General features: G+C 71.5%; 22 protein-coding genes and 1 other RNA gene. 12 read left to right on the top strand and 11 right to left on the bottom strand.

The genetic code is table 11. The features are described from left to right. Window positions 1-199: 199 nt before the first annotated feature. Both KRH_RS04595 and KRH_RS04590 read left to right on the top strand, forming a co-directional pair. On the top strand, window positions 200-646 hold the full coding sequence (locus tag KRH_RS04595; RefSeq protein ID WP_012398020.1) for a Fur family transcriptional regulator: 447 nt from the start codon (window positions 200-202) through the stop codon (window positions 644-646). Then, window positions 643-1,602: a diacylglycerol/lipid kinase family protein gene (locus tag KRH_RS04590; RefSeq protein WP_012398019.1), complete on the top strand. Its 960-nt coding sequence runs from the start codon at window positions 643-645 to the stop codon at window positions 1,600-1,602. Before KRH_RS04595 ends, KRH_RS04590 begins: the two co-directional genes overlap by 4 nt. A 64-nt stretch (window positions 1,603-1,666) precedes the next feature. Here KRH_RS04590 and KRH_RS04585 read toward each other — a convergent pair whose 3' ends face one another. The 4 genes from KRH_RS04585 to KRH_RS04570 all read right to left on the bottom strand — a co-directional run bounded on the left by KRH_RS04585 (window position 1,667) and on the right by KRH_RS04570 (window position 6,040). Then, window positions 1,667-2,584: a metal ABC transporter permease gene (locus tag KRH_RS04585; RefSeq protein ID WP_012398018.1), complete on the bottom strand. Its 918-nt coding sequence runs from the start codon at window positions 2,582-2,584 to the stop codon at window positions 1,667-1,669. Continuing rightward, window positions 2,581-3,465 (bottom strand): metal ABC transporter ATP-binding protein, encoded by an 885-nt coding sequence (locus KRH_RS04580; protein WP_012398017.1) that lies wholly within the window; start codon window positions 3,463-3,465, stop codon window positions 2,581-2,583. The genes KRH_RS04585 and KRH_RS04580 overlap by 4 nt, the downstream gene beginning before the upstream one ends. Window positions 3,466-3,478: 13 nt before the next feature. Further along, window positions 3,479-4,456 carry a metal ABC transporter solute-binding protein, Zn/Mn family gene (locus KRH_RS04575; RefSeq protein WP_012398016.1) on the bottom strand — a complete coding sequence of 326 codons (978 nt, stop codon included), beginning with the start codon at window positions 4,454-4,456 and terminating at the stop codon, window positions 3,479-3,481. Window positions 4,457-4,582: 126 nt separating this feature from the next. After that, complete coding sequence (locus KRH_RS04570; protein WP_012398015.1) at window positions 4,583-6,040, bottom strand: GuaB1 family IMP dehydrogenase-related protein; 1,458 nt, start codon at window positions 6,038-6,040, stop codon at window positions 4,583-4,585. Window positions 6,041-6,563: 523 nt separating this feature from the next. Between KRH_RS04570 and KRH_RS04565 the strand changes: the two genes are divergently transcribed. The 3 genes from KRH_RS04565 to KRH_RS12870 all read left to right on the top strand — a co-directional run bounded on the left by KRH_RS04565 (window position 6,564) and on the right by KRH_RS12870 (window position 11,283). Further along, complete coding sequence (locus tag KRH_RS04565; RefSeq protein WP_012398013.1) at window positions 6,564-10,388, top strand: multifunctional oxoglutarate decarboxylase/oxoglutarate dehydrogenase thiamine pyrophosphate-binding subunit/dihydrolipoyllysine-residue succinyltransferase subunit; 3,825 nt, start codon at window positions 6,564-6,566, stop codon at window positions 10,386-10,388. A gap of 129 nt (window positions 10,389-10,517) precedes the next feature. Then, on the top strand, window positions 10,518-11,117 hold the full coding sequence (locus tag KRH_RS04560) for a GDSL-type esterase/lipase family protein (protein WP_012398012.1): 600 nt from the start codon (window positions 10,518-10,520) through the stop codon (window positions 11,115-11,117). A gap of 91 nt (window positions 11,118-11,208) precedes the next feature. Continuing rightward, window positions 11,209-11,283 (top strand): 50S ribosomal protein bL37, encoded by a 75-nt coding sequence (locus KRH_RS12870; RefSeq protein WP_098054049.1) that lies wholly within the window; start codon window positions 11,209-11,211, stop codon window positions 11,281-11,283. Between the two features lie 153 nt (window positions 11,284-11,436). Here the strand turns inward: KRH_RS12870 and rsrA are convergent, their stop codons facing one another. Both rsrA and KRH_RS04550 read right to left on the bottom strand, forming a co-directional pair. Next, window positions 11,437-11,703 carry a mycothiol system anti-sigma-R factor gene (gene rsrA, locus KRH_RS04555; protein ID WP_012398011.1) on the bottom strand — a complete coding sequence of 89 codons (267 nt, stop codon included), beginning with the start codon at window positions 11,701-11,703 and terminating at the stop codon, window positions 11,437-11,439. A gap of 3 nt (window positions 11,704-11,706) precedes the next feature. Next, entirely contained in the window at window positions 11,707-12,387 is a 681-nt protein-coding gene (locus KRH_RS04550; RefSeq protein ID WP_012398010.1) for a sigma-70 family RNA polymerase sigma factor, read from the bottom strand. Between the two features lie 208 nt (window positions 12,388-12,595). On the opposite strand from KRH_RS04550, the gene KRH_RS04545 reads away from it, so the two are divergent. The 4 genes from KRH_RS04545 to hisN are packed head-to-tail and all read left to right on the top strand — an operon-like array spanning window position 12,596 to window position 16,409. Continuing rightward, complete coding sequence (locus tag KRH_RS04545; protein ID WP_012398009.1) at window positions 12,596-13,132, top strand: DoxX family membrane protein; 537 nt, start codon at window positions 12,596-12,598, stop codon at window positions 13,130-13,132. 14 nt (window positions 13,133-13,146) lie between these two features. Then, a complete protein-coding gene (gene aroA, locus KRH_RS04540; RefSeq protein ID WP_012398008.1) occupies window positions 13,147-14,484 on the top strand; it encodes a 3-phosphoshikimate 1-carboxyvinyltransferase in 1,338 nt (445 codons plus the stop codon). Window positions 14,485-14,488: 4 nt separating this feature from the next. Further along, complete coding sequence (gene rsgA / locus KRH_RS04535) at window positions 14,489-15,604, top strand: ribosome small subunit-dependent GTPase A (protein ID WP_012398007.1); 1,116 nt, start codon at window positions 14,489-14,491, stop codon at window positions 15,602-15,604. Window positions 15,605-15,608: 4 nt separating this feature from the next. Continuing rightward, window positions 15,609-16,409, top strand: coding sequence for a histidinol-phosphatase (gene hisN / locus KRH_RS04530; protein WP_012398006.1), 801 nt, complete (start codon window positions 15,609-15,611; stop codon window positions 16,407-16,409). A 124-nt stretch (window positions 16,410-16,533) separates the two neighbouring features. Here the strand turns inward: hisN and KRH_RS11740 are convergent, their stop codons facing one another. Both KRH_RS11740 and ssrA read right to left on the bottom strand, forming a co-directional pair. Further along, window positions 16,534-17,409, bottom strand: a complete 876-nt coding sequence (locus KRH_RS11740; RefSeq protein WP_012398005.1) for a hypothetical protein — start codon at window positions 17,407-17,409, stop codon at window positions 16,534-16,536. 166 nt (window positions 17,410-17,575) lie between these two features. Beyond that, window positions 17,576-17,943: a transfer-messenger RNA gene (ssrA, locus tag KRH_RS11900) on the bottom strand. A 318-nt stretch (window positions 17,944-18,261) separates the two neighbouring features. On the opposite strand from ssrA, the gene KRH_RS04520 reads away from it, so the two are divergent. Then, the gene (locus KRH_RS04520; RefSeq protein ID WP_012398004.1) at window positions 18,262-19,053 is read left to right on the top strand and encodes an ATP-binding cassette domain-containing protein; all 792 of its coding nucleotides are present in this window, start codon (window positions 18,262-18,264) and stop codon (window positions 19,051-19,053) included. 12 nt (window positions 19,054-19,065) lie between these two features. Here KRH_RS04520 and smpB read toward each other — a convergent pair whose 3' ends face one another. Further along, window positions 19,066-19,554 (bottom strand): SsrA-binding protein SmpB, encoded by a 489-nt coding sequence (gene smpB / locus KRH_RS04515; protein ID WP_012398003.1) that lies wholly within the window; start codon window positions 19,552-19,554, stop codon window positions 19,066-19,068. A 74-nt stretch (window positions 19,555-19,628) separates the two neighbouring features. After that, a complete protein-coding gene (prfB, locus tag KRH_RS04510; RefSeq protein WP_012398002.1) occupies window positions 19,629-20,747 on the bottom strand; it encodes a peptide chain release factor 2 in 1,119 nt (372 codons plus the stop codon). An 84-nt stretch (window positions 20,748-20,831) separates the two neighbouring features. On the opposite strand from prfB, the gene KRH_RS04505 reads away from it, so the two are divergent. Further along, window positions 20,832-22,004 (top strand): glucose-1-phosphate adenylyltransferase family protein, encoded by a 1,173-nt coding sequence (locus KRH_RS04505; RefSeq protein ID WP_012398001.1) that lies wholly within the window; start codon window positions 20,832-20,834, stop codon window positions 22,002-22,004. 27 nt (window positions 22,005-22,031) lie between these two features. Further along, window positions 22,032-22,196, top strand: a complete 165-nt coding sequence (locus tag KRH_RS12395) for a hypothetical protein (RefSeq protein ID WP_012398000.1) — start codon at window positions 22,032-22,034, stop codon at window positions 22,194-22,196. Window positions 22,197-22,390: 194 nt separating this feature from the next. On the opposite strand, the gene KRH_RS04500 is transcribed toward KRH_RS12395, so the two are convergent. Further along, window positions 22,391-22,750 (bottom strand): DoxX family protein, encoded by a 360-nt coding sequence (locus KRH_RS04500; RefSeq protein ID WP_012397999.1) that lies wholly within the window; start codon window positions 22,748-22,750, stop codon window positions 22,391-22,393. Between the last annotated feature and the right edge of the window lie 103 nt (window positions 22,751-22,853).

Below are 22,853 nucleotides of genomic sequence, written 5' to 3'. Positions count from 1 at the left end.
AGCGGCCCGCCGGGGCTCCGTGGAGGTCTCCGCGACCCACGGGCGGCCCCGGCGCACCCGACCCGTGCACGTGACCGCCCCCGGGCCGGACCCCGTGGTCGGGGACCGAGGACCACCCGCACGGGGACCGTCTCGCCGCGCATGTCCGTGCCGCGCGTTAAGATGACCCGGACGACCGCTCGCGGAAAGGACGCCAGGGTTGAGCACCAAGACCACCGAACCCGCGGAGGTTCGTAACACGAAGCAGCGCCGTGCGGTGACCGGTGCACTGCAGCGCCTGGAGGACTTCATCTCCACCCAGGACCTGCACCGGCTGCTGAAGGACCAGGGCGAGTCCGTGTCCCTGGCCACCACGTACCGGATCCTGCAGTCCATGGCCGAGCTGGGGCAGGTGGACGTGCTGCGCTCCGCGGACGGGGAGGCCATCTACCGCCGGTGCGAGGCGCAGCACCACCACCACCACCTCGTGTGCCGCTCGTGCGGTGCCGCCGTGGAGATCGAGGCCCCTGACGTGGAGACGTGGGCCGAGGCCACCGCCCGGCGCTACGGCTACGCGGACGTAGACCACACCGTGGAGATCTCGGGGATCTGCGAGCAGTGCCGCGCCGCCGAGCGCGCGGCCGGGTCCGCGGACCCCGCCCGGTGAGCGGGCCCCGGGAGATCCTGCTGGTCCACAACGGGTCCTCGCGGGCCGCCCGTGACGCCTGCGAGCGCACGGCCGGCATCCTGCGCGCCGGGGGCTACCGGCCGCGCGCCCTGGCGGCAGCCACCGCCCAGGAGCTCTCCCACGACCTCACGGCCGCCCTGCGCGCCGGGTCCCAGACGGTGTCCGCCGTGGTGGCCGTGGGCGGTGACGGCATGGTCCACCTCGTCCTGCAGAGCCTGCACACCCTCCGGGACCAGGGGATCGCCGTCCCGCTCGGGCTCGTCCCCGCGGGCTCCGGCAACGATCTCGCGCGCTTCCACGGGGTGGCGTCCCGGGACGTCGAGCGCGCCGCCGGCCGGGTGCTGCGCGGGCTGGAGTCACCGCCGCGCGCCATGGACCTCGTGCACGTCACGTGCGCGGACGGCACCCGGCACGTGTGCGCCACCGCGGTGTGCCTCGGGCTCGACGCTCGCGTGAACGCCCGCGCCAACCGCTGGCACCGGATCAGGGCCTCCGCCAAGTACACGGCCGCGCTGGCCGTGGACCTCGTGCGGCTGCGCGCACGGTGCTACGACCTCTCGTGGACGTCCCCGGACGGGCGGCCGCACACCGCGCGGCGGAACCTCACACTGCTCACGTTCGCCAACACGTCCTCGATCGGGGGCGGGCTGAGGATCGTGCCCCGCGCGGACGCCCGGGACGGCGCGGCGGAGCTGTTCATGGTCTCCGACGTGGGCCCCGTGACGTTCGTGACCTCGCTGCCCCGCCTGCGGCTGGGCACCCACGAGCTGCTGCCCGAGGTGGCGGTGGAACCCGCCGTGGCGGCCTCCGTGGCCGTCGCGGGCACGGGTGGCCGGAAGTCCCGCGGGGACACCGCGTACGGCGACGGCGAACGGCTGGGTCCGCTGCCCGTGTCGCTGCGGGTGCTTCCCGCCTCCCTCGACGTCCTGTTCTGAGCCGTCGCGCCTGCGGTGCCGTGCCGGGGTCGCCGCGGTGGTCGCCCTGCTGGGAGCCCCGCGCTCAGGCGACGGTGCGCTGCGCGCCGGAGCCCTGCGGCGTCGTCGTGCGGCGGTAGGAGGACGAGCGCTCCCGCACCGCGCGCACCACCCGGGACAGCAGCCACAGCACGAACGAGATGGTGGTGACGTACGGGCTGATGGGGAGGTTCCCGCCGAGCGCGAGCAGGATGCCGCCCACCATGGCGAGCTCCGCGAAGACCACCGAGAGCACCACGGTGCGCACGGGGCTCGCCGTGAGGTTCATGGCCGCCGCGGCCGGCGTGATCAGCAGCGCGAGCACGAGCAGCGAGCCCACGATCTGCACCGACAGCGCCACCGAGATTCCCAGCAGCACCATGAACGCGATGGCCAGCCCCCGCACCGGCAGTCCCTTGGCCTGCGCCACCATCGGGTCCGTGCTCGCGAACGTCAGCGGGCGCCACAGCGCCACGAGTGCCACGACCACCACCGCGGACAGGGCGAGCATCGAGGTCAGCTGCAGGGACGAGACCGAGACGATCTGGCCCGTGAGCAGCGAGAACTTGTTGGAGGAGCGCCCCTCGTAGAGGGACAGGAACAGGATCCCCAGGCCCAGCCCGAACGGCATCAGCACCCCCACGAAGGAGTTGCCCTCGCGCGCCCGCAGCCCCGTGAAGCCCATGATCAGCGCCGCAAGCACCGAGCCCACGAGCGAACCCGTGACCACGTCCCCGCCCACCAGCAGGGCAGCGGCCGCGCCCGCGAAGGAGAGCTCCGCGATCCCGTGCACGGAGAAGGCCAGGTCCCGCATCATCACGAACGTGCCCACGAGCCCGCCCACGAGCCCGAGCACCGCCCCCGCCCAGATCGAGTTGCGCAGCAGGGACAGCAGCTCGCCGTAGTTGTCGAAGACGAACACGGAGCCCAGCAGCGAGCTCCAGTCGATGGCGGCCGTGGTCACGGGAGGATCTCCTCGGGGGCGTCGGTGTGGTGCGTGCTGTCGGGGCTTCCGGTCACCAGGATCCGGCCGTTGCTGCGCAGCACCTCGATCCGTGTGCCGTACAGCTGCGAGAGCACGTCCGAACGGAGCACCTCGTCCGGGGTGCCGATGCGGAAGGAGCCGTTGGCCAGGTACAGGATGCGGTCCACGTGCTCGATGATCGGGTTCACGTCGTGCGTCACGAACACCACGGCGCAGCCGGTGCGCTGGCGCTGCTCGTGCACCAGCTCGCTGACCACGTGCTGGTGGTGCAGGTCCAGGGACAGCAGGGCCTCGTCGCACAGCATCACGGTGGGGTCCGCCGCGAGCGCCTGGGCCACGCGCAGCCGCTGCTGCTCACCGCCGGAGAGCAGCCCCACGGGGGCGTTCGCGTACTCGGTGGCGCCCACGCGCTCGAGCAGCTCGTCCACGCGGCGGTGCACCCGGGCCGGGTGCAGCCGGATGCCCCAGCGGTGCCCGTCCACGCCCTGGGCCACGAGGTCCCGGGCCCGCAGGGGCGTGCGCTCGGGGAAGCCGCGCTGCTGGGGCACGTAGCCCACGCGGGAGGACGCGGCGCGGGGGCGGGTGCCGTTGACGCTCACGGTCCCGCCGGTCAGGGGCAGCAGCCCCAGCAGCACCTTGAGGAAACTGGTCTTGCCCGTGCCGTTGGAGCCGAGCACCGCGAGGTACTCCCCCGGTGCCACGCTCAGGTCGAGCCCGGACCACAGGGTGCGGTCCCCGAACGAGAGCCGGGCGTCCTCGAGCGTGATCACCGGCTCGGGGTGCGCGGCGGCGCCCACCGCGCGTCCCTGTCCCGCCGCGGGGTCCGCCGCCGGGGAGCCGGCAGTCGTGCGTGCTGTCACCGGGTCCACGCCCCTACTTCTTCAGGGCCTGGGCCACGTGGTCCACGTTCTCGCCCATCCACTGCTGGTACGTCATGCCGTCCGGGATGGTCTCGGTGAACTCCACCACGGGCTTGCCGGAGTCCTGGGCGGTGGTGCGCAGCCGCTCGGTCTGGCCCGTGGACGTCTGCTTGTTGAACGCCAGCATGGCCACGTGGTCCCCGCGCACCAGCTCGAGCGTCTCGTTGAGCACGGCCGCCGGGGCGTCCGAGCCGGCGTCCACGGCCTCGGTGAACGCGGCCGGGGTGTCGTCGTGCAGACCGGCGTCCTCCAGGAGGTAGCCGGGCACGGGTTCGGTGGCCACGTACCCGCCGCTGCCCCCGATGCCCTTGACGCGCCGCTCCACCCCCGAGAGCTCCGTGCGCAGGGTCGCGGCGTTGTCCGCGTAGTACTGCCGGTTCTGCTGGTCCACCTCCCCCAGCTGCTGCGCGATGCGCTCCACCACGGTGGACATGGACTCCACGTCGTACCACACGTGCTCGTTGAACCCTCCGTGGTGGTGGTGCGCGTCCCCCGCGGCGTGGTCGTGCTCCTCGGTCTGCTTCTTCTGGTCCTCGGACTGCAGCCCGGAGGCCGCCACGGCGTCCACCACGTGCTGGCCCTGCGGCGAGAGGTCGCTCATGAACTCGTCGTAGCCACCGCCGTTGCGGACCACGAGGTCGGCCTTCTCCACCGCCAGCCGGTCCTGGGGGGTGGCCTCGTAGGAGTGCGGGTCCTGGGCCGTGGAGTCGATCACCGGCGTGGCCTCCACCTTGTCCCCGCCCACCTGGGCCGCGAGGTCCGCGTAGACGTTCGTGGAGGTGACCACCCGGATCCTCTGCTCGCCACCCGCAGACTGCCCGGTCTCCGGTGTGCCGCCGGCCGAGCAGCCGGTCAGGGTCAGGGCGCCCAGGGCGGCGAGGGCCGCCGCGGTCCTGGCCACGGGGCGGGTGGTGCGATCGGTCACGGGCATCAGCTCCCAGCTCGGATCCCCGCCGCGCTCCGCTCCCGGGCGCGATGAGAATCAGTGTCATCAAAACTGACGGCGATCATATCACTAACCATTCTCATCTAGACCGGGGATGAGAACGTCGCCGGGTCAGGACCAGGACTCCGAGCGCGGGCGCCCCTCGTCGTAGCCGGACTGGGACTGGATGCCCACCACGGCCCGGGAGGAGAACTGCGGCAGCGAGGCCGCCCCGGCATACGTCATGGAGCTGCGCACCCCGGAGGTGATGTGGTCCAGAAGGTCCTCCACGCCGGGCCGCTGGGGGTCCAGGTACATGGTGGAGTTGGAGATCCCCTCCTCGAACAGCGCCTTGCGCGCCCGGGAGAACCGGTCCTCGCCGATGGTGCGGTGCCTCACGGCCCGCGCGGACGCCATGCCGAAGGACTCCTTGTAGGCCCGCCCGGCGGCGTCCACGGTGATCTCGCCCGGGCCCTCGTGCGTGCCCGCGAACCACGAGCCCACCATCACCTGGCTCGCCCCGGCGGCGAGAGCCAGGGCGACGTCGCGGGGGTGCTTCACGCCGCCGTCGGCCCACACGTGGGCGCCGAGGTCCGCCGCGGCCTCCGCGCACTCCACCACCGCGGAGAACTGCGGGCGCCCCACCGCGGTCATCATGCGCGTGGTGCACATGGCCCCCGGGCCCACGCCGACCTTGACGATGTCCGCGCCCGCCGAGACGAGGTCCCGGACGCCGTCGCCGGTGACTACGTTGCCCGCGACCACCGGGACCTGCGGGTTCAGCGCCCGGACGGCCGCCACCGCCTCCATGGCCTTGACCTGGTGCCCGTGGGCGGTGTCCACCACGAGGACGTCCACACCGGCCTCGAGCAGCCGGGCGGCCTTTTCCCCCACGTCGCCGTTGATCCCCACGGCCGCGCCCACGCGCAGCCGCCCCCGGGCATCCACGGAGGGGGTGTAGATGGTGGAGCGCACCAGCCCCTGCCGGGTCACGAGACCGGCCACGGTGCGGCCCCGCAGCACGGGTGCCGCGCTCACGCGGGCCTGCGCCATGGTCTCGTACACGCTGCGCAGGGCGGCCGTGTCCCCGTCCGCCGGGACGTCCTCCTCCTGGAACTGCGGCCCGTCCCCGCGCGCCAGGTCCCCCAGCTGCGTGAAGCGGTCGACGTCGCGGCAGTCCGCCTCCAGCACGAGCCCCTCGTAGCCACCGTCCTCGTCCACGACGACCACCAGCCCGTGCGGGCGCTTGTGCATGATCCCGAGGGCGTCGTGCACCGTGCTGGTGCGCCCCAGCACCACAGGGGTCTCCCAGCGCGGCGAGCGCTGCTTGACCCACGCGGTGACCTCCGCGATCACGTCCAGGGGGATGTCCTGCGGCAGGATGCCCAGCCCGCCGCGGCGTGCCATGGTCTCGGTCATCCGCCGCCCGGTCACCGCGGTCATATTCGCGGCCACGACCGGGATGGTGGAGCCGGTGCCGTCAGCGGGCGAGAGGTCCACGTCGAAGCGGGACGTGACCCTAGACATCGAGGGCACCAGGAAGACGTCGTTGTAGGTGAGGTCCGTGGTGGGAGTTGTGAGGAAGCGCACGGAAGCAGAGTCTACGGACCCGTTGGTCGCCCGGGCGGGAGCACACCGGACGTGACGCGCGTCCGAGACCTCCGGCGGGGCCGCCTGCCGCACCCCGTCACGCGGGCACCGTGGACGGCGCGCCGCGGCCACCACCGGGTGCGGCCACGGGAGTCACGAGGTCCGGGCGGCGGGTCCTCGGGCGCGTCCCGTGGTCGTGGCGGGCCCCGCGCGTGCGGCGCGCGGGCGCCGTCGTGAGCCGTGCGAGGGCCCCGCGCGAAAGGCGACGCCGCCCGCGCACCGGACCGTGCGACGTCGCCCCCGCCGCCCCGCGCCCCACGGCCGCCGGAGCGCGCCGCCGCGCACCGCAACAGGTGGCACGCGTCCGGCCGCCTCACTAGACTTGATACCGGATATGGCTTTGCATGCGCGAAGCCCGTCGGGCTTGCCCACGCGCAGTACACTCCGTGGGAGCCACACAGGGGCCGCGAGGACCAGCTCGCCACCCGGGACACCCAGCACAGATGGAAGAGGCGTATCACTCGTGCCAGACCAGCCGCATCACCTGATCCCCGAAGAGTTTGCCGGCAACGAGTGGCTCGTGGACGAGCTGTTCGAGAAGTACCAGGCGGACAAGAACTCCGTGGACAAGAAGTGGTGGCCCATCTTCGAGCAGATGGCGGCCGAGGACGGCACCCCGGCACCCGAGACGGCCCGCGAGCGCCCGGCCGCGAGCACCACGCCCGCGCCCGCCGCACGCAAGTCGTCGGCCCCCGCGGCCGCCAAGACCCCTCAGAAGGCCGATCGCGCGCAGTCCCCTGCTCCCGCAGCGACCGGCGCCAAGGCGAAAGGACGGCCCGAGGGCGTGGACACCGAAGCTGACAGCCCCGAGGGATCCGCCACCAAGCGTCCCATCCGCGCCCAGCCGGAGGACCGCAAGGAGGACACCCCGGCCAAGGCCCCCGAGAAGCCCGCCGAGGACAAGGTGGTCAAGCTGCGCGGACCCGCCAAGGCCGTGGCCGCCAACATGGACGCCTCCCTGAGCGTGCCCACCGCCACCACCGTGCGCGCCGTGCCCGCCAAGCTGCTGATCGACAACCGCATGGTGATCAACTCGCACCTGGCCCGCAACCGCGGCGGCAAGGTCTCCTTCACCCACCTGGTGGGCTACGCCGTGATCCGTGCGCTGTCCAGCTTCCCGTCCATGAACGTGGTCTACGACGAGTCCGACGGCAAGCCCGCCGCGATCCACCCGGCGCACGTGAACTTCGGGATCGCCATCGACATCCCCAACAAGGACGGCTCCCGCAACCTGGTGGTGCCCAACATCAAGGGCGCCGAGACCATGTCCTTCCAGGAGTTCTGGACCTCCTACGAGGACATCGTCAAGCGCGGTCGCAACGGCGCGCTGACCATGGAGGACTACTCCGGCACCACCGTCTCGCTGACCAACCCGGGCGGGATCGGCACCGTGCACTCCGTGCCGCGGCTGTCCAAGGGCCAGGCCTGCATTATCGGCGTGGGCGCGCTGGACTACCCCGCCGAGTACAAGGGCGCCTCCCCCCGCACGATTGCCCGCAACGCCGTCTCCAAGGTCATCACCCTGACCTCCACCTACGACCACCGCGTGATCCAGGGCGCCGGCTCCGGCGAGTTCCTCAAGCTCGTGGAGCACTACCTGCTGGGCGGGGACGACTTCTACGACCACATCTTCGAGGCCCTGCGGATCCCCTATGAGCCCGTGCGCTGGGCAGTGGACAACCAGGTCAACCCGGAGATCCAGATCAACAAGGTCGCCCGGATCCAGCAGCTGATCCACTCCTACCGCGTGCGCGGGCACCTCATGGCGGACACCAACCCGCTCGAGTACGTGATGCGCAAGCACCCGGACCTCGACATCCGCACCTACGGGCTGACCCTGTGGGACCTCGAGCGCGAGTGGCCCACCGGTGGCTTCGGCGGGCAGAACCTGCTCACCCTGCGCGTGATCCTGGGCCGGCTGCGGGACGCCTACTGCCGCACCGTGGGCGTGGAGTACATGCACATCCAGGAGCCCGAGCAGCGCGAGTGGTTCCAGTCCAAGCTCGAGCGCGACTACCAGAAGCCCTCTCGCGAGGAGCAGTTCCACATCCTGGAGCGGCTCAACGCCGCGGAGGCCTTCGAGACCTTCCTGCAGACCAAGTACGTGGGCCAGAAGCGCTTCTCCCTGGAGGGCGGCGAGTCCCTGATCCCGCTGCTCGACGCCATCATGTCCGAGGCAGCGGACGCCTCCCTCGCGGGCGTGGGCATCGCCATGGCCCACCGCGGGCGCCTGAACGTGCTCACCAACATCGCGGGCAAGTCCTACGCCCAGGTGTTCCGCGAGTTCGAGGGCAGCCAGGACCCCCGTGCCGCCGAGGGCTCGGGCGACGTGAAGTACCACCTGGGCACGGAGGGCGTGTTCACGTCCGACAACGGCAACGAGACCCAGGTGTACCTGGCCGCGAACCCCTCCCACCTGGAGGCCGCGGACCCCGTGATCGAGGGCATCGCGCGCGCCAAGACGGACGTGCTGGGTGCCGGGCCAGAGGGCGACGGCGAGTTCCCCGTGCTGCCGATCCAGGTCCACGGGGACGCCGCCATGGCCGGGCAGGGCATCGTCTACGAGGTCATGCAGATGTCCGGGCTCGAGGGCTACACCGTGGGCGGCACCATCCACGTGGTGGTCAACAACCAGGTGGGCTTCACCACGGCACCGTCCGCGGGACGCACCTCCACCTACTCCACGGACGTGGCCCGCACCGTGCAGGCCCCCATCTTCCACGTCAACGCGGACGACCCCGAGGCCGTGACCCGTGTGGCGCAGCTGGCCTTCGAGTACCGCCAGCGCTTCCACCACGACGTCGTGATCGACCTCGTGTGCTACCGCCGCCGCGGCCACAACGAGGGCGACGACCCCTCGATGACCCAACCGCTGATGTACTCCCTGATCGACGGCAAGCGCTCGACTCGCAAGGTCTACACCGAGAACCTCGTGGGCCGCGGGGACATCACCCAGGAGGAGGCGGACCGCGCGCTGAAGGACTACCAGGAGCGCCTGGAGCGGGTCTTCGCCGAGACCCATGAGGCCCAGACCTCCACGGTCCCGCTCGTCACCGGGGACGCCGCCGCGATCGCCAACATCGAGCGCCCCTCCGCCCAGCAGGCGGACTCGGGGGTCTCGGTGCCCAAGTCCACGGCCATCTCCCCGGAGACCGCCCAGCGCATCGGCGACGCCTACGTGCAGATGCCCGAGGGCTTCACCATGCACCGCAAGCTCAAGAAGCTCGCGGAGAAGCGCCGGGACATGACCCGCGAGGGCGGCATCGACTGGGGCATGGGCGAGCTGATGGCCTTCGGCTCCGTGCTCATGGACGGCGTGCCCGTGCGGATGTCCGGGCAGGACGTGCGCCGCGGCACCTTCACCCAGCGCCAGGCCGTGTTCTTCGACGCCGAGAACGGTGCGGAGTGGACGCCACTGAACAACCTCTCCGCGGACCAGGCGCACTTCTCGATCTACAACTCCCTGCTCTCCGAGTACGGGGTGCTGGGCTTCGAGTACGGCTACTCCGTGGAGCGGCCCGAGGCGCTGACCGTGTGGGAGGCGCAGTTCGGTGACTTCACCAACGGCGCACAGACCATCGTGGACGAGTTCATCTCCTCCGCGGAGCAGAAGTGGGGCCAGCGCTCCAACCTGGTGCTGCTGCTGCCCCACGGCTTCGAGGGCCAGGGCCCGGACCACTCCTCTGCGCGCATCGAGCGCTTCCTGACGCTGTGCGCCGAGAAGAACATGATCGTGGCCCAGCCCTCCACCCCGGCCAACCACTTCCACCTGCTGCGCCGCCAGGCCTACTCCCGGCCGCGCCGCCCGCTGATCGTGGCCACGCCCAAGCAGCTGCTGCGCCTGAAGGCCGCGGCGTCCCCGGTGGAGGAGTTCACGCAGGGCGGCTTCCAGACGGTCATCCCCGACACCGCCGGGCTCGACGACGCCAAGGTCACCGACGTCATCCTGGTCTCCGGTCGGTTGTACTACGACCTCGTGACCCAGCGGAAGAACTCGGACGACCACTCCACCGCGATCGTGCGCGTGGAGCAGCTCTACCCGCTGCCCGTGGACGAGATCAAAGAACAGCTGGCGCGCTACCCGGAGGCCCGGATCCTGTGGGCTCAGGACGAACCCGCCAACCAGGGTGCGTGGCCGTTCATGGCCGTGAACCTCGTGCCGCAGCTGGACCGCCCGGTCACGCTCGCGTCCCGCCCCGCCTCGGCCTCCCCCGCCAACGGCTCGGCCAAGCGCCACGCGGCGGAGCTGGAGACCCTGGTGCAGCAGGCGTTCGACCGCGGCGAGTGAGTGCCGCCCGGCGCACGGGACCGCGAGCTGCGCGGCGTCGTACGTCCCCGCCCGATCACAGGGCATGACCCGCCCGGGGGCCGTCGCGAGACGGCCCCCGGGTCCCAGCTAGCGAAGGATGTAAGAAGAGTGGACCAACGCAGGATCCGCATTGTGGCCGTGGGCGACGAGCTGCTGGCCGGGGTGGACGACCCTCGTGCCCTGGGCTGGTTCGGTCGTGTCATGGCACGCACCCCCCGTGACGTGGTCCCCGTGGACGCCTACAACCTCGCGGCACCCGGGGAGGGCAGCGAAACCCTCAACGAGCGCTGGTTCGGCGAGGCCGTGCGTCGCTTCGACCCCGCGTGCGACAACCGCCTGGTGATCGCCCCGTCCGCCCTGGACATCGACCTCGGAATCACCTCGGCCCGCTCCCGGCTGAACATGGCCAACATTGTGGACCAGGCCACCCAGAACAACGTGAAGGTGCTCGTGGTGGGCCCTCCCCCCACGCTGGACCCGCAGCGCAACCGGAAGATCGCGGACCTCTCCGCCGCGTACGGGGACGTCACCACGCGGCGCAACCACGTGTACGTGGACACGTTCAACCCCCTGCAGCACCACGAGCAGTGGCGCAAGGACCTCGCCGCCAACCACGGCAACCCCGGTCAGGCCGGCTACGGGCTCATCGCGTGGCTCGTGCTGCACCGCGGCTGGTACAACTGGCTGCAGCTGCCCGAGCCCCGCTGAGCGGTGCCCGCCCGGGCCGGGGCGAGATCGGGGGCCCGGATGTGAGATACTGTCGGACGATGTTCCAGCCAATCACCACAGGAGGCACATCATGAGCAAGCGTGGACGTAAGCGCAAGGATCGTCGCAAGAACTCGGCCAACCGCGGCAAGCGGCCCAACTCCTGAAGTTCTGCGCACGAACCGCCGAACGCCCGCAACCACCACGGTTGCGGGCGTTCTTCATGTTCGGGGTCGGTGCCGGGCAGGCGGCCCGGGCTCACGCGGCGGGGCCGGCCTCCGGCGCCGGGGCCCGGAGGCGCGCATCGCGGCTGACCGGGTTCAGGCGGCAGGGTGCTCCCCGCACTGGGCGTCGATGCGGGCCAGGATGGAGCGCTTGAGCTGCTCGGGAGCGCTCTCGCAGCACGAGCGCTTCATGACCGAGCGGATCACGCACTCGAGGTTGTACTCGCGCTCGCACTCGGAGCAGCCCGTGAGGTGCGCGTGGATCTCCTCGAGGTCCTCGGTGGTCAGGGCGCCGTCCAGGTACTCGTAGATGCGCTGGATGCGCTCGTCGGTGCAGCCGTTGGGGCACGGTTTCTCAGTCATGACTCAGTCTCGATCCTTCGCCGGTGCTCTGCCCTTGGCCGACCTGCCGGCCTTGGACGTGTCGAATCCTCGTTCCTGGGCGTAGTCGCCCAGTTTCTCGCGCAGGAGCTTGCGGCCGCGGTGCAGCCGGGACATCACGGTGCCGATGGGCGTGTCCATGATCTCGGAGATCTCCTTGTACGCGAACCCCTCCACGTCCGAGAAGTAGACCGCCAGGCGGAACTCCTCGGGAAGCTCCTGCAGGGCCCGCTTGACGTCGGAGTCCGGCAGGTGGTCCAGGGCCTCGACCTCTGCGGAGCGCAGGCCGGTGGAGGTGTGGGACTCCGCCCGGTGCAGCTGCCAGTCCTCCACGGTGTCCGTGTTGGCCTGGCGCGGTTCGCGCTGCCGCTTGCGGTACAGGTTGATGTAGGTGTTCGTGAGGATCCGGTACAGCCAGGCCTTCAGGTTGGTGCCCGGCTTGTACTGGTGGAACGCGGAGAACGCCTTGGTGTAGGCCTCCTGCACCAGGTCCTCGGCGTCGGAGGGGTTGCGCGCCATGCGCAGGGCCGCGGCGTAGAGCTGGTCCACGTACTGCATGGCGTCGCGCTCGAAGCGCTCCCGCCGCTGCTGCGTGGACTCCTCGCCGACCGGCACCTCCTCGGGGTGCTCCACCGCGTGGGAATCGTGAGTTCGCTGATCGTTCATCGTGTCCCAGTCTAGGGCGGGGGCCGTCATCGCGAGCCGTCACCTGCTTCCCATCCCCGTCGAGGCGCCGCCGCGGGGGGGCGGCGCGCGCGTACACCGGGGTAACACGCCGTCCTCGCGCGGGTATTCCCGTGGGTGCCGCGACCCCGGGCCGATAGGATGGCAGGCGTGCCTTCCCGGAGATGCCGGGACCGTAAGGAGGAGAACCATGAGCATTGTTCGTCGTCTCGCCCGCCCGCTGCTCGCCACCGGCTTCATCGCCGGAGGTGTGGACGCGTTCCGCAACTCGTCCGAGACCGCCCGGCAGCTGGATCCCGTGCTGAAGGCCGTCGAGAGCGCCGCCCCGCAGCTGCGCCCGCTGACCTCCAACCGCGCGGTCGTCGCGCAGGGTGTGGCCGCTGCCCAGGTGGCCGCCGCGTCCCTGCTGGCCGTGAGCAAGCTGCCCCGCCTGTCTTCGACCGTCCTGCTGGGCACCACCGCGCTCAACGGCTACGCCCAGTACCGCGCCGCGGACTCCAGCACCTCCGAGGGCAAGGCCACCCGCCGTGCCGGGCTGCTGAAGAACGTCTCCCTGCTGGGTGGCGTGATGATCGCGGCCGTGGACACGTCCGGCAACCCGTCCCTCGCGTGGCGCGCGAGCCACCTCGCGGACGACGTCCGCAAGAACGCCGCGAAGGTCGGCAAGGACACCCGCAAGAAGCTGTCCGAGGCCGAGAAGGCCGTGCAGAACGCCGTGTCCTTCTGAGCAGCGGCCACCTCGTGACGCGCAACGGCCTGTCGCACGCGCAGGACGACCTCTGGCCCGCCCCGTTCCGCCACGGCTCGCCCGTGAGCGGGACGGTGGCGGTGCCGGGGTCCAAGTCCCTGACCAACCGGTACCTGGTGCTCGCGGCGCTGGCGTCCGAACCGTCCCTCGTGCGCAGGCCGTTGCACTCGCGTGACAGCGCACTCATGGTCGCAGCGCTGCAGACCCTCGGCGCTGCGGTCACGCCGCTTCCGGACCCGGGCCCCTTCGGCCCGGACCTGCGCATCGACCCCGTCCGCCGCTCAGCCCCCGCCGCGGACCCGGTCCGCATCGACTGCGGGCTGGCGGGCACCGTCATGCGTTTCGTGCCCCCGCTCGCCGCCCTGCACACCGGGCAGGTGGACTTCGACGGCGACGACGCCGCCCGCGTGCGTCCCATGGGTCCCGTGCTCGACGGGCTGCGCCAGCTCGGCGTGCACGTGGTGGACCAGGGCCGTGCCGCGCTCCCGTTCCGCGTCCTGGGAACCGGGTCCGTGCCCGGCGGGACCGTGACGATCGACGCGAGCGGCTCCTCCCAGTTCGTCTCCGCACTGCTGCTGGCGGCGGTGCGCTTCGACTCCCCCCTCGTGCTGCGCCACGACGCCCCCGGCGGGGTGCCGTCCCTGCCGCACGTCGAGATGACCCTGCAGGTGCTGCGGGACGCCGGTGTGGACGCCCGGCGCGTGGACGAGCGTTCGTGGCGCGTGGTGCCCGGCGACGTGGCGGGGCTGGACGTCACCGTGGAACCCGATCTCTCCAACGCCGGGCCGTTCCTCGCCGCGGCCGTCGCGACCGGCGGCACCGTGAGCATTCCCGACTGGCCGCAGCACACCACCCAGGGCGGGGACCACTGGCGGCACATCCTGCCGCGTTTCGGCGCGGACGTGACGCTGCGCGAGGGCGTTTTCACCGTGACCGGGCCCCGCGAGCTGCGCGGCGTGGACCTCGACCTCTCCGAGGCGGGTGAGCTGGCCCCCACGGTGGCGGCGCTGTGCGCCCTGGCCAGCGGCCCCTCGCGGCTGCGCGGCATCGCCCACCTGCGCGGGCACGAGACGGACCGGCTCGCCGCGCTGAGCACCGAGCTCAACGGGCTCGGGGGCGCGGTCACGGAGACCCTGGACGGGCTGGCGATCGAGCCCACGGCCCTGCACGGCGGGGTGTTCCACACCTACCAGGACCACCGGATGGCCACCGCCGGTGCCATCCTGGGTCTGCGGGTGCCGGGCGTCCAGGTGGCGGACATCGCCACCACCGCCAAGACCCTGCCGGAGTTCCCACGCATGTGGGCCGAGCTCGTGGGCTCGGAGGGCTGAGAGGATGGCCCGCAGGTCCTGGGACGAGTCCGACGTCCGTGTGCGCGCCAACAAGCGCGGTTCCCGCCCCCGCACCAAGCAGCGCCCCGCCCACGACGACGCCGTGGTGGCGCGCGTGGTGGCCGTGGACCGCGGCCGGTACACGTGCGTGGTGGACGAGGACAGTTCCCACGCGGTGACCGTCTCGTGCGTGCGCGCGAAGGAGCTGCGGCGCAGGCCGATCGTCCCGGGTGACCTGGTGAGCGTGGTCGGGGACGTCTCCGGCGCCCCGGACACCCTGGCCCGCATCGTGCGCATCGAACCCCGCACCACCGTGCTGCGGCGCAGCGCCGACGACACCGATCCCGTGGAGCGTGTGATCGTGGCGAACGCAGACCGGCTCGTGCTGGTCCTGGCCGCCGCCTCCCCCACGCCGCGCACGGGCTTCGTGGACCGCGGGCTCGCGGCCGCGTGGGACGCCGGCATCACCCCGGTGGTGTGCATGACCAAGGCAGACCTCGCGGACCCCGCCGGGTTCCTGGAGTACCTCCACGACCTCGACGTGACCACCGTGACCACCGAACGCGCCACGGACCGGGGCCAGCGCCCCGGGGCCGGGCTGCACGAGGAGTCGCTGGCCGTCTCGGAGGAGTCGCTCACCCGGCTGCGGGAGCTGCTGGACGGGCACGTCAGCGTGTTCCTGGGGCCCTCGGGCGTGGGCAAGTCCACCCTGGTCAACGCCCTGACCGGGGCGCAGCGGGCCACGGGCGGCGTCAACGACGTCACCGGGCGGGGCCGCCACACGTCCTCCTCCGCACGGGCCTTGACCGTCCCCGGCACGAGCCCGGGCACGTGGGTGGTGGACACGCCCGGGATCCGTTCGCTCGGACTGGCCCACGTGTCCGAGGAGAACCTGCTCGACGCGTTCACGGACCTGGTGCCCGCCACCGCGGACTGCCCGCGCGGGTGCCGCCACACCGCGGACTCCCCCGGCTGCGCCCTGGACGCCTGGGTGCACCGCCCCGGTGCGTCCCCGGCCGCCCCGGAACGGCTCGACTCGCTGCGCAGGCTGCTGGCGGCGTCGCGCGGGGAGACCCAGCAGGGTGACCGCGAGAAGCAGCTCGGACAGGCGATACCGTAGAGCCATGCGCGCACCCAGCAACCACACGGACGACCTCCGCCTGGCCCACATCCTCGCGGACTCCGTGGACGGCCTGACCATGAAGCGGTTCAAGTCCCAGGACCTCACGGTGGAGACCAAGCCGGACCTCACCCCCGTCACGGACGCGGACCGCGAGGCCGAGCAGGTGATCCGCTCCCAGCTCGGGCGGGTGCGCAACCGGGACGCCGTGATCGGCGAGGAGTTCGGCACCACGGGATCGGGCGGCCGCCAGTGGGTGGTTGACCCCATCGACGGCACCAAGAACTACGTGCGCGGTGTCCCCGTGTGGGCCACGCTGATCGGCCTGGTGGAGGACGGCGAGGTAGTGCTGGGCGTGGTGTCCGCACCGGCCCTGAACCGCCGCTGGTGGGCCGCCACGGGCTCGGGGGCCTTCACCGGCCGCTCGCTGTCCCAGGCGCAGCGGATCTCGGTGTCCTCGGTGAGCACGCTCGAGGACGCCTCCCTCTCCTACTCGTCCCTGTCCGGGTGGCGCGAGCTGGGCATCCGGGACCGCTTCGTGGACCTCACAGACCGCGTGTGGCGCACACGCGCGTACGGGGACTTCTGGTCCTACTGCCTCGTGGCCGAGGGCGCGGTGGACCTCGCGTGCGAACCCGAGCTCAACCTCTACGACATGGCGGCCCTGGTGCCCATCGTCACCGAGGCAGGGGGGCGGTTCACGTCCCTGGCGGGCCAGGACGGCCCGTTCGGCGGCAACGCCCTGGCCAGCAACGGGGCCCTGCACGACGCCGCCCTGGACGCCCTGGGCACGCGCGAGGCGTAGACCCCCCAACGGCACGAGGCCCGGTTCCCCTGGCGGGAACCGGGCCTCGTGCCGCGGTGACGCCGCCGGTGGTGCGCAACGGCCCGTGCGGGCCGTCCGGGAGCCCGCGGGGCGGGCTCGCGCGTCACGGCGCGGTGGTGGACAGGCCCATCTTCTCGTTGAGGCACTGCTCCATGGCGGTCTGGTCCGACTGGTCCGCGTACTGCGCGCAGTCCCCGGCCGTGGAGAACAGCCACACCGTAGCGACGGCCACGACGGCCCCGCCAATCAGCGCGAGGGCCGAGAGCACGAGCCCCACGACGCCCAGCGTCATGGACCCGCGGCCGGCCTTGCGCACCTTGACCACGGCCACGATGCCGAGGATCAGCCCCACGAGCCCGAGCAACCCGCCGAGGCCCAGGAACCAGAAGGTCAGGATGCCTACGGCACCGAGCACGAGCGAGGCGATGCCCAACCCCTTGCCCGGCTCGGGCCCCATGTTCTGCCCGTACGGGGACGGGGAGTTGTAGGCCTGGTGGCCGGAGCCGTCCTGGTAGTAGGTGGGGTACCCGGCGGCGTCACGCCCGCTGGTCCCGTACTGGCCGGCGCCGTTCTGAGCACCGTGACCCTGGGTGCCGTAGCCCTGCTGGTCGCCGTAGCCCTGTGAGCCGTAGCCCGGGGCGTTGTGGCCCTGCACGCCGTAGCCCTGGGTTCCGCCGTCCTGAGCGCCGTAGCCCTGGTTGCCGTACCCCTGGGTTCCGTGGCCCTGCGTGCCGTAGCCCTGACCGGAGCGGTCGTGGCCGCCCTGGGCACCGGAGTCGTGGCGGGCGGAGGCGTCGCTGTACCGGGCGTCGCCGCCCGCGTGCGGAGCGGACGCGGCCGACTCGCCCTGCGAGTACTGGCCGTACTCGGGCTGCTGCCCACCGGTGGGCTGCTGGTTCTCGGCGTACTGGCCGTACTGCGGCTGCTCGTGGCGGGAGGCCGACGAGGAGCCCGAGTTCTCGTGAGGACGTTCGCTCATGGGGGCGCCTTCCTTTCGGTCGTGGTGCAGGCGTTTCGGACTCAGTCTTCCACACGTGCCCGGGCGGTCCCGGGGAACCGGACCCGGCGGCGTTCGTGAGCCGCAACGAGAAAACGCCCCGGACCGCTGGGGTCCGAGGCGTTTCATGGATGTCGTTGGACATCCAGGGTGGAGATGGGGGGAATTGAACCCCCGTCCGATGCAGCTTCGTCAGGGCTTCTCCGGGTGCAGTGTGCTGTCAGGTTTCTCAGTCCCGGCCATCTCGCACACGAGTGGCCGCCGGACTCAGTCACGTGAAAGTCCCCTGGACGTCCGTGACGTACGTCCAGAGCAGTGACCTTCTAGCTGATGTCAGATCCCAGGTCGAAGGTGAACCTGGGCTGACAGACTGCTCAGGCTACTTACGCAGCGAGAGCGAAGTCAGTGCGCTTGGATTTGGCACTTGTATTTTTACAGAGAGCGTTTACGAGATAACTCTGCATCCTCGACCCGCTTCCCCTGTCTCAACTCACATCGTCGAAACCGATCATCCCCGTATTCATTTTTCAATGAGCACCACGCCACCGGGCGGGAAACCGCACCGTGTCGTGGATATACAAGAATACGTCCGCTCGTGCGCGCGCGTCAACAGCCCGCGGCGGCCACAACGACGCTGCGCCGGCCGGGCCCCGACGCTGGTCCAGGTGCGGTGTGGCCCGGTCCACGGGTCAAAGCGCAGCGAGCACCCGTGGACCGTCCCTTGCCCTGCCCCTACCGGTGCCCTACGGTGGGGCCATGTCCCGATGAGTCCCGCCCGAATCCCCGCACCCGAGGCCGCTGCCCGGCGGGGACCGCGACCATCCCAGGACTCTCGTGACCTCACACCACACCCCCTCGTCCACCTCCGCGCGCGGAGCCGCATCCCCCGGCACGCCCGGTGCCACGGGCACCCACGTGAGTGTGGCCGGCGTCTCCGCCTCCTTCGGCACGCGTCGCGTGCTCACGGACATCACGTTCACCGTGACCGCGGGCCGTCCCACCGGTCTGATCGGCGAGAACGGTTCCGGCAAGAGCACCCTGTTGCGCATCATGGCGGGTCTGCACCCGCCCCATGCCGGAACGGTGCGGTCCCTGGCCGCCCACGGGGCACCCGCCCGCGTGGCTCTGCTGCACCAGCAACCCCCGTTCGCGCCCGGGGACACCGTGACCGAGGCCGTGGACGCTGCGGTGCGGCACGTGCGCGAGGCGTCCAGCACCGTCGACGACGCCGCCCGCGCCCTGGCCGCCGCCCCGCACGACGAACCCGTGAGCGAGCGCTACGCCGCGGCGCTGGAGACCGCGGAGCGCACCGGTGCGTGGGACGTTGACTCCACGATGGGTGCCACGCTGGACGGACTCGCCCTGGGCGGCGTCGGCCGCGACCGGCGCGCCGGGGAGCTGTCCGGCGGGCAGCGCGCCCGGCTGTCCCTGGCGTGGACCCTGCTCCGCGCCCCGGACGTGCTGCTGCTGGACGAGCCCACCAACCACGTGTCCCTCGTGCTGGCCACGCAACTGGAGGCAGCCGTGCCCGAGTACCCGGGGACCGTCGTCGTCGCCTCGCACGACCGCTGGCTGCGCCGGACCTGGAACGGCCGACACCTCCGCCTGGAGGCGCCGGCCGCGTGAGGCGCTCGGGGCTCAGCCGCGCATGTTGCGGTAGCGCATGGCGCGCTGGGCCTCGCGGTTGTCCTGCTTCTCGCGCAGGGTCTGGCGCTTGTCGTACTCGCGCTTGCCGCGCGCCACGGCGATCTCCACCTTCACGCGCTTGCCGTCCACGAAGTACAGGGACAGCGGGATGATGGTGTAGCCGGCCTCGCGCGTCTTGCCCGCGATCTTGTCCAGCTCCGCGCGGTGCAGCAGCAGCTTGCGGCGGCGCCGGGCCGAGTGGTTCGTCCACGAGCCCTGCAGGTACTCCGGGATGTGCGCGTGCTCGAGCCACAGCTCACCGCGGTTGTCGAACTGGCAGAACGCGTCCACCAGGGACGCCCTGCCCATGCGCAGCGACTTCACCTCGGTGCCCATGAGCGCCAGCCCGGCCTCGTAGGTGTCGAGGATGGCGTAGTCGTGCCGCGCCTTCTTGTTGTTGGCCACGATCTGGCGGCCGTCGTCAGCGTTCTTCTTGGCCATCGGCCCGTTCTTCCCTCACTGCTGCCCCGCTCTCCCGGCGCCCCCGTGGGTGGGCCGGGCGGTGCGGTGCAGACTCAGTTCTCGTTGTCGCGGCGCGCCCCGGCGCGCCAGCGGATGCCCTCGTCGATGAAGGAGTCGATCCCGCCGTCGAACACGGAGCTGGGATTGCCCTCCTCGTAGTTGGTGCGCAGGTCCTTGACCATCTGGTACGGGTTCAGCACGTAGGAGCGCATCTGGTCCCCCCACGAGGCCTTGACGTCCCCCGCCATCTCCTTCTTCTTGGCGTCCGCCTCCTCCTGGCGGAGCAGCAGCAGCCGGGACTGCAGCACGCGCAGCGCGGCCGCGCGGTTCTGGATCTGGGACTTCTCGTTCTGCATGGACACCACGATGCCCGTGGGGATGTGAGTCATGCGCACGGCGGAGTCCGTGGTGTTCACGGACTGGCCACCCGGGCCCGACGAGCGGAACACGTCCACCTTCAGCTCGGTCTCGGGGATCTCCACGGTGTCGTCCGACTCGATGAGCGGGATGACCTCCACTGCGGCGAACGACGTCTGGCGGCGGCCCTGGTTGTCGAACGGGGAGATCCGCACGAGGCGGTGGGTGCCCGCCTCCACGGACAGCGTGCCGAACGCGTACGGGGCCTTGACCTCGAACGTGGCGGACTTCAGCCCGGCCTCCTCCGCGTAGGAGGTGTCCAGCACCTTGGTGGGGTAGCCGTGGCGCTCGGCCCAGCGCAGGTACATGCGCATGAGGATCTCCGCGAAGTCCGCCGCGTCCACACCGCCGGCACCGGAGCGGATGGTCACCACGGCCTCGCGCTCGTCGTACTCGCCCGCCAGCAGGGTCTGGATCTCCAGCTCGGACAGCGCCTTCTGGATGGAGGTGAGCTCGGTGGCCGAGGCGTCCCGGGTCTCCTGGTCGTCCTCGTCCTCGGCGAGCTCCACCATGACCTCGAGGTCGTCGATGCGGCTCTCGATCTTGCGCAGCCGGTCCACCTTGGACTGCTTGTGGGACAGCTGCGAGGTGACCTTCTGGGCCTCGTCCGGGTTGTCCCACAGGTCCGGCGCGGCCGCCTGCTGCTCGAGCTCCGTGATCTCCTTCAGCAGCATCTCGGCGTCGCTGACCGCGGCCACCGAGTCGTAGGTGGCACGGAGGGCACGGATTTCTGCAGCGTAGTCAATGGTGGCCATGGCAGACCACTTTACGTCATGGCCCGCGCGCCCCGTGAGTCGGTAGGCTCGGGAGCGATCCCGCCTGGTAAGGAGACACTGAGGATGCAACGACCCACCGTGCTCGCACTGGTTCTCGCGGGAGGGAAGGGATCACGCCTGGGCGCCCTGACCGACCACACCGTCAAGCCTGTCCTGCCCGTGGGCGGCACCTACCGGCTGATCGACATCTCGCTGTCCAACCTGGTGCACTCGCACATCACGGACGTGTGGCTGGTGCAGCAGTACCTGCCCCACGACCTCAACTTCTACATGGCCGGAGGCCGCCCCTGGGACCTGGACCGCTCCCACGGCGGACTGCACGTGCTGCCGCCCTATCAGGGCGCGGACGGCGAGGGCTTCGCCTCCGGCAACTCGGACTCGATCTTCCGCCAGGCCGGACTGATCCGGGAGGCGGACCCGGACCTGGTGCTCGTGCTCTCGGCGGACCACCTCTACACGGTGGACTTCCGGGACGTGGTGGACACCCACCTCTCCCAGCACGCGGACCTGACCATGGTGACCACCCGGGTCCACGAGGACGCCTCCCGCTACAGCGTGGTGCAGGTCGACAGTTCCGGGCACGTCACCGACTTCAGCTACAAGCCTGAGGAGCCATCCGGTGACCTGGTGGCCGGGGAGATGTTCCTCTTCACCACGGACGTGCTGCTCGGCGCCCTGGAAACCCTCCAAGAGCAGCTCGGCCAGCTGGGCGACTACGGCGAGGACCTCATCCCCCACGTCCTGGAGCACCACACGGTGGTCGAGCACCGCCACCCCGGGTACTGGATGGACCTGGGCACGGTGCAGTCCTACTGGACCGCGCAGCTGCAGCTGCTCGACGGGGACGGCGCCACCCTGGACGATCCCGCGTGGCCCATCTGGAGCGGCCAGGTTCCCCTGCCGCCCGCGTTCATCGCGGACGACGCCGCCGTCACCCGCTCGCTCGTGGCCCCGGGCTCGCACGTGGCCGGGACCGTGGAGCACTGCGTGGTCGGCGAGAACGTCACGGTGGAGCCGGGTGCAACAGTGCGCCACAGTGTTCTCCTCGACGGCGTGCACGTGGGCCCCGGGGTGGAACTGCTCAACGTGGTCGCGGACTCCGGGGCCCACATCACGGGTGGTTCGCGCCGCGGCAGCTCCGGGCACGTGACCGTGGTCGACCGCTCCGGAACCGTGGCGGACCGCGAACCGTTCGACACCTCCGCGACCCTCCCCCGGGACGCGGACACGTACTGACCGTCGCACCGAGAGGACCCATCCCCGATGCTCCGTTCCCGCCAGACCCTGGGACCCGCACTGCGCCGCGAGCTGTGGCGCACCGTCCGACACCAGGGCGCCCGCCGCGCGCTGCGCATCCTGGTGCTCCTGCCGCCCCTGCGGTGGGCCGACCGGACGCTGCGCGCGCTGCGGCTCGTGCGTCGGCACTGATCCCACCCTGCCCCCTCCCCCGGGGTCGTCCCGGCCGAACCTCGGGACGTCGCCGCAACGACAACGGCCGGAGCGACGTCGTCAGGGACGACGTCGCTCCGGCCGTGAGCTGCGGTCAGCAGGGGATCAGGCGAGGTAGCGCCCTGCCCCCTGGGTGGGGAACACACCCGCCAGCGCGTAGCGGCCGGGGCCGGTCAGCGCCAGGGCCAGCGCCGCGGCGGCAAGCACCAGGACGTACTCGACACCCCGTCCGCCGCGAAGAACCCGGCGGAGGCGTGCACGAGCACCAGCGCACCGACCATGTCCAGCGCCAGCAGCACGCCCGCGATCCGGATGAGAACCCCCAGGACGAGCGCGAGCCCGCCCAGCAGCTCCACCGCTGCGGCGAGCACGGCCGAGACCGCGGGCGCGGGCACACCCATGCCCTCGAAGCCCTCGGCGGTGCCGGCCATGCCCCACTCGGAGACCTTCTGCCAGCCGTGCAGCACGAAGGTGACGCCCAGCACCACCCGCAGGAGCAGCAGACCCCACGAGGCGGCGGGGGTGGGGCGCACGTGCCGGGACGCGCGCCAGCGGCGGGCTGCGCCGGCGCGTCGACGCCCGGGGCGGCAGAGCGGTCGAGGACGGGGCGGTCAGTGGTCATGACAGTTTTACTTG

It is taken from the genome of Kocuria rhizophila DC2201, from assembly GCF_000010285.1.
Lineage (GTDB): Bacteria > Actinomycetota > Actinomycetes > Actinomycetales > Micrococcaceae > Kocuria > Kocuria rhizophila_A.
This window is presented reverse-complemented; position numbering and strand designations above follow the sequence as displayed.

What these genes read in the sequence shown, in the direction of transcription:
- KRH_RS04575 (WP_012398016.1), bottom strand. Translation starts at nt 4,456, where the DNA reads ATGCCCGTGACCGATCGCACCACCCGCCCCGTGGCCAGGACCGCGGCG.
- rsrA (WP_012398011.1), bottom strand. Translation starts at nt 11,703, where the DNA reads ATGACTGAGAAACCGTGCCCCAACGGCTGCACCGACGAGCGCATCCAG.
- KRH_RS04550 (WP_012398010.1), bottom strand. Translation starts at nt 12,387, where the DNA reads ATGAACGATCAGCGAACTCACGATTCCCACGCGGTGGAGCACCCCGAG.
- KRH_RS04545 (WP_012398009.1), top strand. Translation starts at nt 12,596, where the DNA reads ATGAGCATTGTTCGTCGTCTCGCCCGCCCGCTGCTCGCCACCGGCTTC.
- rsgA (WP_012398007.1), top strand. Translation starts at nt 14,489, where the DNA reads ATGGCCCGCAGGTCCTGGGACGAGTCCGACGTCCGTGTGCGCGCCAAC.
- hisN (WP_012398006.1), top strand. Translation starts at nt 15,609, where the DNA reads ATGCGCGCACCCAGCAACCACACGGACGACCTCCGCCTGGCCCACATC.
- KRH_RS11740 (WP_012398005.1), bottom strand. Translation starts at nt 17,409, where the DNA reads ATGAGCGAACGTCCTCACGAGAACTCGGGCTCCTCGTCGGCCTCCCGC.
- smpB (WP_012398003.1), bottom strand. Translation starts at nt 19,554, where the DNA reads ATGGCCAAGAAGAACGCTGACGACGGCCGCCAGATCGTGGCCAACAAC.
- prfB (WP_012398002.1), bottom strand. Translation starts at nt 20,747, where the DNA reads ATGGCCACCATTGACTACGCTGCAGAAATCCGTGCCCTCCGTGCCACC.
- KRH_RS04505 (WP_012398001.1), top strand. Translation starts at nt 20,832, where the DNA reads ATGCAACGACCCACCGTGCTCGCACTGGTTCTCGCGGGAGGGAAGGGA.
- KRH_RS12395 (WP_012398000.1), top strand. Translation starts at nt 22,032, where the DNA reads ATGCTCCGTTCCCGCCAGACCCTGGGACCCGCACTGCGCCGCGAGCTG.